Below are 16,856 nucleotides of genomic sequence, written 5' to 3'. Positions count from 1 at the left end.
GCTGGAAGAAGCTTCTTATTGAGATTTTGCTGTGGATGGCATCATGAAAGAATTTTGTTTAATCGCCGGGAGTATTCCTTTTGGAGCTTGCGGGAAATGCTTATCATTGCCTATGCGCCAAAAAAAAAGAAAAACTGGTATGCCTCCGGGGACACCCATGTTCACTGGCGATCGGATTTCGTTATTGACTGATACTACTTGTCTTAAATACAATGATGATGAAATCATAGAATTACATAATGATGATTTGCTGGACTGGAAGAACGCCACCAACCACCAGTATTGGTTGGATATCCGAGGCCTCCATGATGCTGCTTATATGGAGCGCATAGGCAATAAATTTGAAATCCACCCCTTGGCCCTGGAAGATGTAGTCGATGTGGATCAGCGGCCTAAGATGGATGAATACGACAATGCTATTTTCGTCACCATCCTGGCACTTAAAATAAATAATCTAAATGGAGAATTGATTAAAGAACAGGTAACACTCTATTTTGGACAAAAATTCTTAATCTCTTTTCAGGAGGATGCAGATGATTTTTTGGCACCTATTCGCGAACGAATGTATCACAAAAGGGGGCGGATCAGGCCTCGGGGCACTGACTTTTTAGCTTATAGTATCATTGATTTTATCGTAGATCATTATTATGAGGCACTGGATTATATAGAAAAAAAATTATCAGAGATCGATGAAAGTTTACATTCTGCCAATAATGCCATACCCAAAGAAGTGCTCCATGATATGAAAATCCAAATCATCCGTATAAGAAAATCCATTTACCCCATGAGGGAGGTCATCAATCGTTTTATTCGGACTGAAAATCCATTGATTCATCCTGAGACGGATATTTACCTGCGGGACCTTGCCGATCACAGCATTCAAATCTCTGATATGTCTGAAACTTACCAGGATATGATCAATTCCCTTCATGATTTATATCAGACCGAGATCAGTAACAGGATGAATAATGTGATGAAGATCCTGACCATTATTTCAACTATTTTTATCCCCCTTAATTTTATCGCAGGTATCTATGGGATGAATTTTGAACACATGCCGGAATTAAAATATAAGTATGGATATTATACAGTGTTAGGGTTCATGTTTTTAGTATCCTTGGCATTCTTGTATTACTTTAGGCGAAAAAAATGGTTGTGAATAATCGATTTGTCCATTGATCAAAGCGAACTTTAAAAAAAGTTAATTTATATATGTCAAAAACCATCATTATCAGTAATAGGCTGCCGGTTAAGATGGATATTCTGGCCAATGGTTCATTCCTATTCAAACCGAGTGAAGGGGGGCTTGCCACCGGTCTTGGCTCGGTGTACAAGCAAGGTGATAATATCTGGATAGGCTGGCCGGGCCAGGATGTTACATCAGTAGAAGATCAATCAAAGGTGACTTCCGAACTGACCAGGCACAATATGCGACCTGTTTTTCTTACTGCTGAAGAAATCCGTCTATTCTATGAAGGCTTTTCCAACGAGGTACTATGGCCAAACTTTCATTATTTTCCTCAGCTGGTTATATATGACGACAAATATTGGGAAGCCTATTTAAAGGTAAATCAAAAATTTTGCGATACCATCTTAAAATATACCGAAGAAGGGGATACGTTATGGGTGCATGATTACCAGCTCTTGTTACTGCCCCAAATGTTGCGAAAAAAGCTTCCTCGGATAGCCATCGGCTACTTCAATCATATTCCATTCCCCTCCTTTGAGATGTTCAGAATGTTGCCATGGAGGAAAGAACTTTTACATGGACTTTTAGGCGCCGACCTTATAGGGTTCCATACCTATGATGATATGCGTCACTTTCTGAGTTCAACAAACCGACTGACCCAGTTTAATGTCAGCAACCAATATATTCAAAATCAGGCAAGGAGGGTCAAAGTGGATGCCTTTCCAATGGGTATTGATTATGCAAAATATGCAGCTTCGGCTGCTTCGCCCGAGACCATCAGCCAGGAAGTAGAATACCGTACAGCTTTGGGTGGCAAAAGGTTGATACTGAGTATCGACAGACTTGACTATACCAAAGGAATACCTCAAAGGTTGCGGGTTTTCGACGAGTTTTTAATCAAGTACCCGGAGTTTAAAGAAAAAGTATCGCTGGTCATGGTCGTAGTACCTTCCCGCGACAATGTGGGTATGTACAAAGATTTGAAAGAGACTGTGGATGAATTGGTAGGCCGCATCAATGGGACCCATGGCAATATGAAGTGGACTCCAATACACTATTTTTATCGATCGATCCCTATGCAAAAACTTTCAGCCTATTACCGCATAGCAGATGTAGGGTTAGTGACACCACTGCGTGATGGCATGAACCTGGTGGCTAAAGAATTTATTGCCTCCAAACTCGATCAAAAAGGTGTACTTATTTTGTCCGAAATGGCAGGAGCTGCAAAAGAGCTTTCGGACGCTATCCTGATCAACCCATTTGACAAAAACCGGTTTGTCGAGGCTATCTACCAGGCTTTGACTATGCCGGCCGAAGAACAAAAAACCAGGATGGATAAAATGCAACTCACGTTGCAGAAATATAATATTCATCATTGGGTAAGGATCTTCATGGATAGTCTTCAGGAGATCAAAAAAGAACAATTAGAATTTCTCACCAAACAAATCGATGAGCTGGACTTGCCAGACATGCTTTCAAGATTTACCAAAGCGACTAAAAGGCATATATTCCTGGATTATGATGGTACTCTGGTCGGCTTCAATGTAGATCCGGCAGCTTGTCAGCCTGACGAAGAATTGCTTGAGATATTTGAAGGTCTTGGTAAAAACCCGAAAAACAATGTGGTGATCATCTCTGGAAGACCTCATGAGACCCTGGATGAATGGATTGGACAGTTCCCATTTACTTTGATTGCAGAGCATGGGGTGTGGACCAAAAAGAACGGAAGTGACTGGATGATTAAAGAAAATCTACGCAAACATTGGAAGTCGGAAATCAAGAAAGTCATGGATCAATATGTGGATCGGACCCCAGGATCATTTATCGAAGAAAAAAATTATGGGTTGGTCTGGCATTACCGTGGGGTAGAGGTGGGACTAGGTGAACTCAGATCAAGAGAACTTATGTCACATCTACGATATCTGGCTTCTTCTAAAGGATTGCAGGTATTGGAAGGAGACAAAGTAGTCGAGGTGAAAAATATGGAAGTCAACAAAGGTGTCACCGCATTTAGATTTGTGAGCAGGCATCCGGACGATCTGCATTTGGCTATTGGAGATGATTGGACAGACGAAGATACTTTTGCTGTCATGCCCGAGGACTCTATAACCATTAAAGTAGGTCATGCCGCTTCCAAAGCAAAATATCATCTGGATACTGTCCTGGAGGTGAGAGGTTTTTTAAAAAGATTGATTGAAGCCTGAGGCCACTCACCAGCCTTCAGCATGATCATCTCCTCTCGGGTCAGCGCCACCTTCCAGGCGGCCATTTTGGTCTACTAAAATAGCGTCCACCAGGCCTATGGATTTGATATCCCGGATTTTATGGCCCTTAGCAGTGAGTGTTGCATTTAGCTCCTGATCGAATGATTTAGTCTCCACCATGATCTCGTCTGGAAGCCACTGTGAGTGAAATCTAGTGGCAGCTACAGCCTTGGCCATACTCATATCCCATTCGACCACATCCAGGATCACCTGAAAAACTGAGGTGATGATGGTGCTGCCTCCAGGACTCCCTACTACCATACATAATTTACCTTGTTTTTCCACGATAGTTGGAGTCATGCTGCTGAGCATTCTTTTGCCTGGTTCGATGGCATTGGCTTCAGCACCGATGAGTCCAAACATATTGGGTACACCGGGTTTTACACTAAAATCATCCATCTCATTATTGAGGAAAAAACCTGCACCATTGACCACTACTTTATTGCCAAAGTTACCATTAAGTGTCGTGGTCACGGCGACTGCGTTTCCTTCCGGGTCTACGACAGACAGGTGAGTAGTTTCGAAATGTTCAAGTGCTAGTTTAAAATTTCCTGCATATATACTATTACTCACGCTGGCTCTAGTACTGTCGAAGTCCTTCATCCTGTACTTCAGATATCTGGAGTCCATCAGCGAGTCCTTTGGGACATCGTAAAAGTCTGCATCCCCCAGATACTGGGATCGATCAGCGTATACCCTGCGCTCTGCCTCTACCATGAGATGTACAGTGCGAGGATCACGAAATCCCCATTGCCTCAAAGGATAGGGTTCTACTATTTTGAGCAATTGACCCAGTGCTATTCCACCACTCGATGGGGGTGGCATGGAGATGATTTTGTAATCTTTATAGTCAGCAGTGACAGGTGTTCGCCATTTGGACTTATAATCCTTAAGGTCTTGTAGGGTGATGATGCCATTGCCGGCTTTCATTTCGGCAACGATTTTATCAGCCACCGGTCCACCATAAAATCCTTCTCTTCCATGTTCTTGAATAAGTTTTAAAGTCCATGCCAGTTCTGGCTGCACCAGCAGATCACCTTGTTTCCATAAAGTAGACTTGATAAAAGCTGAATGATCATTGTATTTAGAAAAAACTGCTTTGCCAGCATTCAACCGATCTGCTTCATTTTGAGTGATGAGGAATCCTTTCTCCGCTAAAATAATGGCAGGTTCGATCAATTTTTCAAACGGAAGTTTGCCATACTTTTTATTAGCTTCGATCAATCCGTCCACAGTGCCCGGCACCCCGGAAGCCAAATGTCCTTCTAAACTCAATTTTGTAGGGTTCCCATTTTCATCGAGGTACATGTCGCGGCTAGCTTTGGCAGGCGCTTTTTCTCTATAATCTAAAGCGTCTATAATGCCTGCAGTCGACCTATATACCATAAAACCACCACCAGCTATATTTCCGGCCCTTGGATAGACTACCGCCAGTGCAAGCTGCACCGCTATGGAAGCATCGACGGCATTGCCACCTTTTTTCATGATATCTATGCCCGCTTTGGAAGCAATAGGATGGCCGCTGACTACCATCGCTTTCGAGGAACTTGATTTTTTTTGAATAGTGCTCCAATAATCAGTGACCCTGGTAGGTGTTGAACATTGAATGAGCAGGAGTGTAAGGAAGACAATGAATAATTTGCGCATGTTTTTCTGTTTGAAAGTGCGTAGGAAATTTAGTGACTTTTAATCAACTGCCCGGTACTTATTTATAATCAAGCTACCATGTGGTGCACCTCGATGGTTTGTAGCATATGCTCGTGGGCTGATCACAAGACACATTTTGAATCTGCCCGATTACCGTAGACCATCCTGGTTCGAAATTGCCTGGTTTGCCTTATAAACACCAGACCATCCACTATTCCCCTATAACCCCTATTTTTGCCGTATGAGATGGCTCGCCTTCCTGTTTTTATGTTTTGTCACCTGCATATCCTACGGACAAGTTACCTACGGCAATGATTTCCTCAACATCGGAGTGGGGGCACGTGCCCATGGTATGTCTGGTGCGGTAATAGCTTCTGTCAGTGATGTCAATGCTGCTTACTGGAATCCTGCAGGTTTGTCACATATTAAGGATCCTTTGCAACTGGGCGTCATGCATTCTGAATGGTTTGGTGGGGTAGGAAAATACGATCATATCGCACTGGCTAAAAGATTTAATGAAGAAAAACAAGCCGTAGGAAGTCTCACTATGATTCGGTTGGCTATAGATCAGATCCCCAATACGCTCAACCTGGTAGCGCCGGACGGCAGCATCCGGTTTGACAATGTGAGCGAGTTTTCTGCTGCAGATTACGGTTTTTTGTTATCCTATGCCTCGGCGGTGGGCACCGCCAGTGAGGCCCGATCGATCAGGCTTGGCGGTAATGTCAAGGTACTCCATCGTCTCATTGGACCTTTTGCCAGGGCCTGGGGGTTTGGGATCGATATGGGGGTGCAAATCATTCGGCCTGCCTGGTCAATAGGAGTGGCTGCACACGACTTGAGTACTACTTTTACGGGATGGACTTTTTCATTCACCGACGGACAAAAAACAGTGCTTGAAAAGACTGGCAATGTCATACCAGTGAGTAGTTTAGAAAAGACCTTGCCCTGGATAGGGGCAGGATTTTTGATCAATAACTGTAAGATAAAGAAAGTCAGTATAGCCCCGGAGCTTGGATTCAATGCTTATTTTGACGGTAAAAGAAATACCCTTATAGCTTCTGATGCAGTGAGCATAGAGCCCAAACTAGGATTGGAGCTAGGATATGAACGGTTGGTTTTCCTGCGGCTTGGGTATGGCAATATTCAGAAGATCAAAGATGAACTGAACCTTACTCAATACAATACCAGAGGTCAGGCCAATGCTGGGGTGGGAGTCAAATTGGGCAAAGTCCATATCGACTACGCCTTATCCAATATCGGCAATCAGGCCAAAGAGGTCAATTATTCTCATATCTTTTCCGCAACACTTAGCTTTTCAAAAGACTAATTAAAACCTGGTCGCCAGGTAATGCGGCAACATGGCCCTCCAGGTAGGCCAGTCGTGCGGCATGTCATATCCCCAGATGTCCAATTCGTGAGGGATGCCTTTAATATTCAATAAATTTGAGAATCTTCGGGAAGCATCTGGTGTCTCATAACTGCCTGAACCGGTGAGAATATGGATATGCCGACTAGATCTGAGCTGATTTAAATTGTGTTCGTCGTGAAGATTGGCGATATAGGCCATCGGTGAATTAAAATAAACTTGTTCATCAAAATAACCATCAGTATAAGTCTGTAAATCGTAGTCGCCGCTCATAGCGATAACCCCCTGCAGCAGATCAGGTCTTTTAAAAAATAAGTTGGCAGAATGCAGGGCACCCAACGATGCACCTGAGATCACGATCGGTGTATCTGGAGAAGTATGCGTCTTGATATAAGGGATCACTTCCTGGTAGATATACTGATTAAATTGATTGTGGCGGATCGCTTTGTGTGGAGGATGCATTTGTCTATTCATCCAACTTTCGGAGTTGATACTGTTGACTGAAAAAACCTTGCATTTTCCGCTTTCAATGTAAGGTGCGATAGCATCGATCAATTGAAATCTTTCGTATTCAAGGTAATCTGCAGCCGCTGTCGGCAATAAAAGTAAGCCAAAACCATAGTGACCGTATTGTACGATCTCCATATGTTTATTAAGGGAGGGGCTGTGCCAGCCATCTAATTTTTTCTGCATCGATCTGAATTGTCAGTTAGAATAAGCTCTAAAATTACAAAGCTCTTCACTTGATAAGGCAGAATTAAGTAAAAATCTGCAGGGACGATGTTCATTTTCAATTTCTTTTGACCTTTGAGGTAAAGGTGGTTACTTTGACCTCTGATGTGGTATAGGCTTCAACATTTAAATTTATCCTACGAAGATCAGGTCATTCTGGACGATATATCTCTGGAAGTCAAAGAAGACGAATTCATCGGGGTGCTGGGAGATAGTGGATCCGGCAAAACCCAACTTTCGCTTGCGATTGGTGGACTAAATCGTTTTTATGGCGCCAAAATCTCCAGCCAATACAATACTTTTAGTTATGAAGGCAAGGAATCAAACCTCAGTGACACCATTGCTGCTGTAGAATTTCGCAGACTTAGCATTGGTTATATTCTGCAGGAGGCATTTTCATATTTCAATCCGGTCTTGAAGATCAAACAGCAGTTGGCAGATAAAAATTTTAATAGCGACGACATCAAAACGTTGTTGCCTGCGATCGGTCTCGCGGATATCGATCGTATCCTCAACAGTTACCCCCATCAATTGTCTGGTGGACAGCTACAGCGCCTGGCGATAGTAACTTGTATGGCGGGTAGTCCGCAGATCATTGTTGCCGACGAAATCGAGTCCGCCCTGGATGCCGAAAATGCCAGCCTGGTTTTTGATCTTTTGCTCAAACTTAAAAAGGAAAAAAAATTTTCATTGATCTGGGTCACCCATGATCAACACAAAGCCAAAAAATTATGCGATCGAATATGGTACGTACGAGCAGGCAAGCTTGAATATGATGGCCCTGCCGCGTCGTTTATACCATTCAGGGTTGAATATCCAACAGCTCCCACCGACCATGTCGGTGGGGAGGTCATTAGGCTAGCCCATATAAATAAATCCTACGTGACTACATTGGGATCATTTGGAAACAAAAAACCGGTAGAAAATATAATCCTTAATGATGTCTCCTGGTCTGTCAAAAAAGGTGAGGTGATAGGACTCATAGGCTCCTCAGGCTCCGGCAAATCCACACTGGCCAGAATCGTCGCCGGCATAGAACCAGCCGACCAGGGACAGATATATATTGAAGGCAATTTGGTGGCAGTGCATAAGCTTAATAAAAATATCATTTATTTATTTCAGGATGCTTATAGTTCTCTAAATCCTTCCCTCTCTTGCAGAACAATTCTCGGAGAGGCAATAGCTGCAGGCGCCGGGAGATTGTCCATATCCAAACTGTTGTCTATGGGCAATCTACCTGTAGACATCCTGGATAAAAGACCTTCTGCACTTTCTGGCGGTATGAGGCAAAGACTAGCTTTGCTCAGAGCTATCGCATGTGGGCCAGAGCTTTTGATTTTAGATGAGTCTTTGAATGCCCTCAATACCGGCCTTCAGGTGAGTATCCTTGAGATGTTATTTCGATTTCAAAAAGATACTGGTTTAGCCATTTTAATTATTTCTCATCAGTCGATTTTGCTGACCAGAGTTTGCCACCGGGTGTATAAATTAATGGATGGATCTCTATCGCAGGTCGGGTAGGTCTCGACAGATGACCCCAATTTTTTCATATAACAATAAGGTCTCAAGTTTAAATTATTGATTGTTATATGCTTATTTATAAGCTTTTAAATCCATATAAGAATATCGTAAAATAAATATATCTAAGTGGCTGATTTTCTTTGCCCTTATGTATATTAGCATCTAGTTTTACATCATACTCTTTCAAATCATAATTTACACATGAAAAAGTTTTTACTTTTTTTTGCTTTATTTACTTTAAGCATTTTTTCAAAACTCACAGCACAATGTATCTTAGTATGTAATGATCATGTTCATGCCAGCATGAATGCAGATGATTGTTACCGGGATTTTATAGCAGATGACTTTTTAGAAAATCCTGGAGATTGTGGATATGAAGTGGTCTTGTCTTATCCATTTCAGGTGGCACCATGCATACCACCAACCAGGGCAAATCGAGATCTGTTAGGTTATACTGTAGTCTATCAAGTAAAGGATCCAGCCACTAATAATAGCTGTTGGGGATATGTAACGATCGAAGACAAAACCGGTCCTCTCGTCCCCTGCAAAAGCACCACCATCAGTTGCTTCCAACTTGCTGCTATCAATCAGGTGACTGCAGAAGCAAAGACAATTGCTCCGATGTAAGCAATGTCATCTCCAACATCACCTGGAAAGATTATGGATGCGATAGTGTAGGTATTTTAGGTCTGGCGATTCGCAATATTCAAACTAGTGATGCCTGGGGTAACGGAAATACTTGTACAGATACCCTGACCATAAGAAAAAATGTGCTGGATAGTGTATGTTGCGCCAGCATGATTAATTTGCCATGCAGGATGTATTGCCTCAATGGAACAAAACTATTTGCAACCGGTGGTAACCTGAACCCATCTTCAATATTAAATGTCAAATATTGGGATTTAGTAACTTTTTCTAAAGATCCCAAAAGCCCAAATTATCCATCACCAGAATTTTTATTAAAATTGCAGGGCAAGGGAGATCCAATGGTTGAACTTGGAGCTTTTCCAGCGCGTTGGGGAGGCACCAAAGTTTTGTTTGATAATTTAATTCTTCCTAACCAGGTTTTTGGAAGTAATGAAAATTTCTGCATAAATCCGGATAGTCTGGTAGTGCCCTATTTGTCAGACTCCGTGCTGGATCTGCAAAAGACCCTGGTTCAAATTGAATTAAATGATGAGGGTTTTGAAATAGTTAAAAAGCCAAATGAAGCATTTTGTACCATTATAAAGGACAAAACGCCAATGTATCCTCAACTCGGTGGTGTTTGCAAGATCATAGTAAGTTATGTGGATAAGCCGCTGGACATCTGCGGAGCAGGATTTAAGATTCGACGGGGAATGGCGTATCTATGACTGGTGTACCGGCGAAGAAAAATCTGTGTTCAGTATATCACCATCGAAGACAAAGTTGATCCGAGTATAGTGGTTGCTGGTTCCCAGAATGTACCAGGCCCGATCACTCAAATTGTCACTGGTCTGAAAGACACTGTTGGTTATTTAAGATCAGTAGGACCTCACGACTGTTATGCCAATTTTAACATTAATCGAATGAACGTGTGGGATTGTAGTGATGTAAAACAATCATATACTTTCGTCTACGCAGATCCAGGTCATCCTGGCAAAACAGTAGTGCTGACTAAAGATCTTGGCCCTACCGGAGCTCCGATCTCTTTGCCGGTAGGTATACATATTGGTAAAATGAGTCTTACGGATGCTTGTTATAATACCTGCAATTTCCCCTTAGTGGTTTTCGTAGAAGATATGACCCCACCTACCCCTAATTGTATAGAGACCACTCAGGTGACGGTTGACCCTGCAACCTGTTGGGCCAGGGTTTATGCCAAAGATCTTAACACAAGTAGTAGAGACAATTGTTGTGACAACCTTCATTATGCTGTAGCGGATATGGACTCTGTAGATTATTATAGAAAAGCGTATACTGATCATCTTAAACTCATCTGTGGCTGGGCCAATTATGAAAAGATGAAGACTTCTTTTGAATTTATTGTAGAGGAATACCTCAGCACCTATGTATTTAAGGATTATGTAGACCTGACCGAGTGTGGTGAAAGACAAGTGGTATTGAGGGTATTTGATAATTGTAAGACCGCTTTGTATGACCCCCATATCACCAAGCTAACAGAACATAAATGGTATATGGCCCAGATCTATGGCTATTACTTTACCTTTTACCATGTTTTTGATCCGAATAGTTTGTTATTGAAACAGTTGGAGAAAGTACTGGCCCCGGAAGCTTATGCACAACTTGACTCCTTCAAGGTCCACAATAAAACTGAAGCTGACTGCCAGCGGTTGGTTACCCTCAAAGTATTGTCTGTTTTCAGGCAGTTTGTTAGACAATTTGTACCTGGATTTTTACCATTGAATCCTTCCAATCCTAATTTAACGGTCATCATCGATTTGATAGAAGGTATCCAGGAAGAAGGTATCGGAAGTTTCTGTATACCAGAGTTTAAGATTTCGATTCCATTTGAGGGGGATGCTATCCAGACCTATCTTGAACAACATGTGGGTGAAGATATAACGGCAGCAGTGGCAGCCACAGGATTTGTGCCTTTTGCACTGGCGCTCTGCAAATCGATCTATAATGATTGTATGATCAATATTTTAGTGGATGACAAAACTCCACCTGTTTGCGAGACTCCGGAGGATATCTTCTGGTACTGTGATGGGGTAAGCAGCAAAAAAGATAGAGATTATGAGTATGCTCGGGCCGCTTGTGATGATACTGGATATACATACGATGATGATAAAGACAATGCATTAGACTTTACCTGCCGTGATTTTTACGGCAAACCTTACAACAATATCGAATGTAAAAAAGAAAATGATAGTGACTTGTCAGACACCTTAGATGGAACCGGAGTAAAATCCTTTGGATGGTACGGTTGCAGCATTTATGGCCCCGTTCATCAGGACGAACATGGTGGAGAGATAGACCCTTGTGTGAGTCGAGATTATGGCAGTGGCCGTGTTCCCAACTCAACTGAATCCAACCGCAAGGATCTTAATTCATGGTCGCCAATCTATTGCCATACTTGGCTTTGCCTTGACAAAACAGATCAGGCTGGCAAACTCAATCCCAAAGATTATTTCTCCAAACCCATTTTGTTGAGTGGTGGTCCTAATGGCACTCCACTTGCAGGTTATGAGAAAGGAGACTTTAAGATCTGGGACAATTGCTGGATTGGTGGTGCACCGACAGTTGTAGATCAAGAGTATATTGACAATTGTGGTAATGGCTGGATCAGCCGCACCTGGACAGTTGGAGACAAATGTATGACCTCGAGTGTTTCCTGCACGCAAAAGATTATCATGAAGCATCGATCTGACTTTGAGGGTAATGTTCCCTGAAGATGTAGTCGCTGTATGTGGAGGTGGAACGGCTCTGGATCCTGATGCTACCGGCAGACCCATGATCATGGATGATGATTGTGAGTTAGTAGGGGTACAATACGATGATGAACGATTTGACATCGTACCGGATGCTTGTTATAAAATCATTCGTACCTGGAAGTTAATCGACTGGTGTAAATACGATCCAAACGCACACGACCATGATCCGGATGTGATCGTAGACGACCGGTTTGTAGCCAGTGCAGATAGATATTGTGTGTACAGAAAATTAAAGGATGATGGTGATGGTTTTGTGACCTACACCCAGATCATCAAAGTGATCGATACCATCGCTCCTGAAGTAACTTGCCGTGATACAACCTTCTGTTTTTATGACGGTTACACCGGAGCCGGTGCAGAGCCAGATCCAATGTGCAGTGTACCTGTATACATAGGCCCTGACTTTGTGGCAACGGATAATTGCACAGAAACATCCTTGATCAGCTTCAGGTATGAAGTCAATTTAAATGCATCTACCAGTGATTACGACGGCAAGAAGTACAACGTAACTTCTATTGACTTCAAAAGCGGACCTAATCAAAAACGATTCACTTCAGCAGCTTTCCCATCAACCTTGAAGCTTACTGCCGGCAAGCACTTGCTGACGATTATAGCGGAAGACAATTGTGGTAAAGAAGACACTACTACCTGCAAAATAGAAGTGAAAGATTGTAAGAAACCAACTCCTTACTGTTATAATGGTATTGCTACAGTCATCATGCCTTCCACCGGATCCATCATCGTATGGGCTAAAGATCTGGATGCAGGTAGTTATGACAACTGCACCAAAAAAGCTGATTTGAAGTTTAGCTTTGACGCCGATGGAAAAATGTTAAGTGATACATTTACCTGTAAGGATATTCCCAATGGTATCGCTGCAATCAATGAAGTAGATATCTATGTGACAGATGCCACAGGCAATGTAGATTTTTGTCATACCATATTAAATATCCAGGATGGCAGCGGGAATATATGTGGTGGCGCCAGCGATTTGTTGGCAGATGTTAGTGGCAAAATAATGACGGAGACCAGTGAACCGGTGGAGCAGGTAACCCTTGAAACCAGGGGTGGTCAGACTGTGCCCATTTTTAAAACAAGTTCAAGCGGTACCTATGCTTTTGACAATCTCCCCATGTATGGTGCTTATTCAATAATTCCGGTGCGCACAGACCATCCTACGAATGGAGTCAGCACGATCGATTTGATTTTAATTCAAAAACATATCATTGGCGAGCAGGTAATCACATCCCCTTACCATCTTATCGCCGCAGATGCAGACAAAAGCGGTGACATTAGTGCTGTAGATCTTATAGAGCTGAGAAAATTAATTTTAACGGTATACGACAAATTACCTAACACGGATTCGTGGAGGTTTGTACCCAAAGATTATATATTCACCAATCCTGCGAATCCATGGAACTTCCCGGAGAAGATAGATTTGTCAACTTTGAGTAAAGATGAAATCAATCGTGACTTTATCGGTATCAAAGTGGGTGATCTCAACAGCTCTGTTGTACCTCATAGTTTATTAGGTGCTGAAAGCCGTGGAGCAGCGGATGTATTGCGATTCAAAATCATCGATCAATCACTTAAAGCAGGTGAGGAGACAGTAGTAGAATTCACTGCTGAAAACTTCCGCCAGATCGAGGGTTATCAATTTACCCTTGCGATGAAAGGTTTGGAATTAAAATCAATCGAGCCCGGAAAATTGAAAATTAGCAATAATAATTTTGGTTTGACCAAACTCGGTCAGGGTTATATCACGACCTCCTGGAATGACAATACTGGGATCTATGCTTCCTTTACCGATGTACTCTTCAGCATCAAAGTGAAAGCTACCAGAGACATTACCTTGAGTGAAAGTATGTTTATCAATTCTAAGTATACGCACGCTGAAGCATACAAATCAACAGCGGTGACAGGATCTAGTTTAGGGGTGGCCCTCGAAGTAGGCAGCCGGTCTACTTTAGGATATGCTTTGCATCAAAATACGCCTAATCCATTTACTTCCTCTACTATGATCGCATACGAGCTGGCCAAAGCTGACAAAGTGACTTTAAAAATCACTGACATCACCGGTAGGGTAGTTAGAGTGTATCATCAGGACGGAGTCAAAGGATTTAATCAACTCAAAGTATCTAAAATTGATCTGACTGGTTCCGGGGTGATGTACTATACGCTAGAAACAAAAGATTTTAGTGCCGCCAAAAAAATGATCCTCATCGATTAGCATTGTGAAGCCAATAAGGATCATGCTGATATACTTGCTGAGCATGGGCCAAAACAGTAGGATTGCAAAATCGCCAAGGATCATGCGGACATTCATCCTACTGCGGATCACCTAGACTTGCATTGATGTTCATTTCACTCCTAAAAACCTACTCAGAATTTGGGTCATTTTTTTAAAAAACAATCTCAGCATCCCATTCATAAAAACTTAACTTGTTATTTTTTAAGGGTTTTTGTATATTTGCGACCATGAAGCGCCGATCTCCCAATATTGCGTTCATTACTTTGCTTGTTTTGAGTGCTGTCATTTTTTGTTATCTTAATTTTTGTCCATTTGTGGCAGATCAAACTATTGAAGCCACAGAATATTTGATTGCCATGCCCCAGGAGTTGATGAAATATCCTGAGTTTGAGGGTTTGATCAAATTGGTAAAAGCTGTTGTTTCCTTTATCAAGCCTTAGTCAGATATTTTTCTAACATGGTGTACACGATATTCATAGGTAATCCCATGATATTGCTGTAAGACCCCCTGATCTCCTTTACTTTACAGAGACCTATCCAATCCTGGATGCCGTAAGCACCTGCTTTGTCATAAGGCTTGAATACATCAATATAATATTCAATTTCAGGTTTTGACATTGGCTCAAAAACTACTTCAGTCAACACTGACCTTATATCAAGATAGTCTGCTGACAGTAAACAGACTCCAGTAATAACCTCGTGTTTTTGGCCTTGCAATGAGTCTAAAATATAGATGGCATCAGATCGGTCGATCGGTTTGGTATATATCCTTTGATCCTTAAAGACCAGGCTGTCTGCGGCCAGAATCAACCGATCTTGTGTATGGTGCAGATCAAAAATTTTTTGGGCTTTTTTTTGAGCGAGATAAGCAGGCAAGTCTGTAATGGCGAGGTCTGCCGGAAAATTTTCTTCATCGATATCCGCCACCATTACATCAAATTCAAACCCAGCCTGAGCCAGGAGCTCTTTGCGCCTGGGAGATTGCGAAGCAAGAATAATCCTTTGAGTTTTCATCCAATTCATCTGCGAAAAATACTTAAACACATTGGTAATAAGATCATACCCACAGCCATTAAAATTTTTACCAAAGTAGAATATCTACCCATGTAGGAATGACTGCACTCTCCCAACAACTTATACAGCATAATGAGTAAAGGCCCGAGGAGGCTTACAGTAATCAATAAGATACCGATCCAATTAAAGTCAAAGTAGAAGATGCCTGTCAATAGACTGATGATTGTAATTATGATAAGGGTGATGACCAATCGAAAAGTCTTTTTTGTACTCCAGATGATCGGAACCGTACGAGCACCGCCCGCTTTATCACCATCTATATCCTGGATGTCTTTGATCAACTCCCTGGTCAGGGTAAGAAAAAAAGCTACTACGCTGCAATAAAAAAATTGAGCACTGACTGTATTCTTTTGAATGACATTCAAACCAGAAGATTCTCCAAGAAAAGGTATCCATAGTACAAAACCGCAGAGAATGGCAATGCAAAGATTTCCTAAAAATGCTGTTTTTTTAAGTCTTGAAGAATAAAAGTATAACAGGATTACACTCAAAGGAAGTAAAAAAACATATTTCAATAGCTCTAATTGATAGGCAATCACGTAAGTAGCCAGCATGGCCAATGTATTGAGGATCCAATAAAGTTTCCAGGCCCACTTTAATGAAATCGAATTGCCCAAGATTTGGCGATCACCCTTATTGATCCTATCTATCTTTTCATCAAAAATGTCATTGATCACAAATCCCCCGCCCATCACTAAAGCAAAACTCAGTCCAACACCAAGTATGATCCAAAAATTCATCAGTGTGGGTTGATGAATCATAGACAAAGGCCTGGCGATCAGAAAATGCCAATGCACCCAGATAGCCAGAGCAGACATTAAAAGATTGGGATACCTGATCAAACGAAAAAAACTGGCAGCTGTAAAAGCCATAGTGTGAATTTACCACCTGTTTTGTGCTTTGAGCACCATTTCAATCAGTTCTCTTACACAACCATGTCCGCCAGGCTTAGTAGCAAAATAATTTGCTATAGCTTTTACTTCTGCAACAGCATCAGCAGGGCAGGCACGCAATATAGCCTGATTCATGGCTACCATATCAAGGATGTCGTCGCCCATATAGGCGAGTTGGTTCTGAGTGATCGAGTTTGAATTCATCCACCTGGTGAGGACAGGGGCTTTATCGTTGATGCCTAAAAAAATGTCTCTTACTCCAAGATCTCTAAGTCTTTTTTCAACACCCTGTGATCGACCGCCGGAGATCACAGCTAATAAATAGCCTTCGTCTACAGCTTTGCGGATGGCATATCCATCACGAATATTGAATGTCCTAAGAAAATGGCCCTCATCAGTTAATAATAAATTGCCATCAGTCATTACACCATCTACATCAAATACAAAAGCTTTGATATGAATAAGACTATCCAGTACTGACATAATAATGGTTAAAA

Annotated in this window: 14 protein-coding genes; 9 read left to right on the top strand and 5 right to left on the bottom strand. The window is 41.9% G+C overall.

The window, feature by feature from the left end:
* Positions 1–112 precede the first annotated feature (112 nt).
* Positions 113–1,159, top strand: coding sequence for a magnesium/cobalt transporter CorA (gene corA / locus IPJ09_04960; GenBank protein MBK7370781.1), 1,047 nt, complete (start codon positions 113–115; stop codon positions 1,157–1,159).
* 53 nt (positions 1,160–1,212) lie between these two features.
* Positions 1,213–3,393 (top strand): bifunctional alpha,alpha-trehalose-phosphate synthase (UDP-forming)/trehalose-phosphatase, encoded by a 2,181-nt coding sequence (locus IPJ09_04955; GenBank protein MBK7370780.1) that lies wholly within the window; start codon positions 1,213–1,215, stop codon positions 3,391–3,393.
* A 6-nt stretch (positions 3,394–3,399) separates the two neighbouring features.
* On the opposite strand, the gene ggt is transcribed toward IPJ09_04955, so the two are convergent.
* Positions 3,400–5,100 carry a gamma-glutamyltransferase gene (ggt, locus tag IPJ09_04950; protein MBK7370779.1) on the bottom strand — a complete coding sequence of 567 codons (1,701 nt, stop codon included), beginning with the start codon at positions 5,098–5,100 and terminating at the stop codon, positions 3,400–3,402.
* 241 nt (positions 5,101–5,341) lie between these two features.
* Between ggt and IPJ09_04945 the strand changes: the two genes are divergently transcribed.
* A complete protein-coding gene (locus IPJ09_04945) occupies positions 5,342–6,430 on the top strand; it encodes a hypothetical protein (protein MBK7370778.1) in 1,089 nt (362 codons plus the stop codon).
* On the opposite strand, the gene IPJ09_04940 is transcribed toward IPJ09_04945, so the two are convergent.
* Positions 6,431–7,162, bottom strand: coding sequence for an esterase (locus tag IPJ09_04940; GenBank protein ID MBK7370777.1), 732 nt, complete (start codon positions 7,160–7,162; stop codon positions 6,431–6,433).
* Positions 7,163–7,306: 144 nt separating this feature from the next.
* Between IPJ09_04940 and IPJ09_04935 the strand changes: the two genes are divergently transcribed.
* The 6 genes from IPJ09_04935 to IPJ09_04910 all read left to right on the top strand — a co-directional run bounded on the left by IPJ09_04935 (position 7,307) and on the right by IPJ09_04910 (position 14,832).
* Complete coding sequence (locus IPJ09_04935) at positions 7,307–8,722, top strand: ABC transporter ATP-binding protein (GenBank protein MBK7370776.1); 1,416 nt, start codon at positions 7,307–7,309, stop codon at positions 8,720–8,722.
* A gap of 201 nt (positions 8,723–8,923) precedes the next feature.
* Positions 8,924–9,349, top strand: coding sequence for a hypothetical protein (locus IPJ09_04930; protein ID MBK7370775.1), 426 nt, complete (start codon positions 8,924–8,926; stop codon positions 9,347–9,349).
* Entirely contained in the window at positions 9,286–10,077 is a 792-nt protein-coding gene (locus tag IPJ09_04925) for a hypothetical protein (GenBank protein MBK7370774.1), read from the top strand. The genes IPJ09_04930 and IPJ09_04925 overlap by 64 nt, the downstream gene beginning before the upstream one ends.
* A gap of 3 nt (positions 10,078–10,080) precedes the next feature.
* Positions 10,081–12,099: a hypothetical protein gene (locus IPJ09_04920; protein MBK7370773.1), complete on the top strand. Its 2,019-nt coding sequence runs from the start codon at positions 10,081–10,083 to the stop codon at positions 12,097–12,099.
* Positions 12,089–14,371 (top strand): T9SS type A sorting domain-containing protein, encoded by a 2,283-nt coding sequence (locus IPJ09_04915; protein ID MBK7370772.1) that lies wholly within the window; start codon positions 12,089–12,091, stop codon positions 14,369–14,371. The genes IPJ09_04920 and IPJ09_04915 overlap by 11 nt, the downstream gene beginning before the upstream one ends.
* A 248-nt stretch (positions 14,372–14,619) precedes the next feature.
* Complete coding sequence (locus IPJ09_04910) at positions 14,620–14,832, top strand: hypothetical protein (GenBank protein ID MBK7370771.1); 213 nt, start codon at positions 14,620–14,622, stop codon at positions 14,830–14,832.
* Here the strand turns inward: IPJ09_04910 and maf are convergent.
* Genes maf through IPJ09_04895 form a run of 3 tightly spaced genes read right to left on the bottom strand, consistent with a single transcriptional unit; the run spans position 14,822 to position 16,842 of the window.
* Positions 14,822–15,415 carry a septum formation protein Maf gene (gene maf, locus IPJ09_04905; protein MBK7370770.1) on the bottom strand — a complete coding sequence of 198 codons (594 nt, stop codon included), beginning with the start codon at positions 15,413–15,415 and terminating at the stop codon, positions 14,822–14,824. The two genes, IPJ09_04910 and maf, sit on opposite strands and share 11 nt — an antisense overlap.
* The gene (locus IPJ09_04900; protein MBK7370769.1) at positions 15,412–16,338 is read right to left on the bottom strand and encodes a geranylgeranylglycerol-phosphate geranylgeranyltransferase; all 927 of its coding nucleotides are present in this window, start codon (positions 16,336–16,338) and stop codon (positions 15,412–15,414) included. The genes maf and IPJ09_04900 overlap by 4 nt, the downstream gene beginning before the upstream one ends.
* A 9-nt stretch (positions 16,339–16,347) precedes the next feature.
* The gene (locus IPJ09_04895; GenBank protein ID MBK7370768.1) at positions 16,348–16,842 is read right to left on the bottom strand and encodes a 3-deoxy-D-manno-octulosonate 8-phosphate phosphatase; all 495 of its coding nucleotides are present in this window, start codon (positions 16,840–16,842) and stop codon (positions 16,348–16,350) included.
* Positions 16,843–16,856: the final 14 nt, after the last annotated feature.

The sequence above is a fragment of the Saprospiraceae bacterium genome (genome assembly GCA_016709995.1).
In the GTDB taxonomy this organism is placed as follows: domain Bacteria; phylum Bacteroidota; class Bacteroidia; order Chitinophagales; family Saprospiraceae; genus JADJLQ01.
This window is presented reverse-complemented; position numbering and strand designations above follow the sequence as displayed.

Bases quoted from the DNA above. Each gene is read 5' to 3' on its own strand.
- IPJ09_04910 (MBK7370771.1), top strand. From the start codon at position 14,620: ATGAAGCGCCGATCTCCCAATATTGCGTTCATTACTTTGCTTGTTTTG.
- IPJ09_04900 (MBK7370769.1), bottom strand. From the start codon at position 16,338: ATGGCTTTTACAGCTGCCAGTTTTTTTCGTTTGATCAGGTATCCCAAT.
- IPJ09_04915 (MBK7370772.1), top strand. From the start codon at position 12,089: ATGTTCCCTGAAGATGTAGTCGCTGTATGTGGAGGTGGAACGGCTCTG.
- corA (MBK7370781.1), top strand. From the start codon at position 113: ATGCGCCAAAAAAAAAGAAAAACTGGTATGCCTCCGGGGACACCCATG.
- maf (MBK7370770.1), bottom strand. From the start codon at position 15,415: ATGAATTGGATGAAAACTCAAAGGATTATTCTTGCTTCGCAATCTCCC.
- IPJ09_04930 (MBK7370775.1), top strand. From the start codon at position 8,924: ATGAAAAAGTTTTTACTTTTTTTTGCTTTATTTACTTTAAGCATTTTT.
- IPJ09_04935 (MBK7370776.1), top strand. From the start codon at position 7,307: ATGTGGTATAGGCTTCAACATTTAAATTTATCCTACGAAGATCAGGTC.
- ggt (MBK7370779.1), bottom strand. From the start codon at position 5,100: ATGCGCAAATTATTCATTGTCTTCCTTACACTCCTGCTCATTCAATGT.
- IPJ09_04895 (MBK7370768.1), bottom strand. From the start codon at position 16,842: ATGTCAGTACTGGATAGTCTTATTCATATCAAAGCTTTTGTATTTGAT.
- IPJ09_04945 (MBK7370778.1), top strand. From the start codon at position 5,342: ATGAGATGGCTCGCCTTCCTGTTTTTATGTTTTGTCACCTGCATATCC.
- IPJ09_04940 (MBK7370777.1), bottom strand. From the start codon at position 7,162: ATGCAGAAAAAATTAGATGGCTGGCACAGCCCCTCCCTTAATAAACAT.
- IPJ09_04955 (MBK7370780.1), top strand. From the start codon at position 1,213: ATGTCAAAAACCATCATTATCAGTAATAGGCTGCCGGTTAAGATGGAT.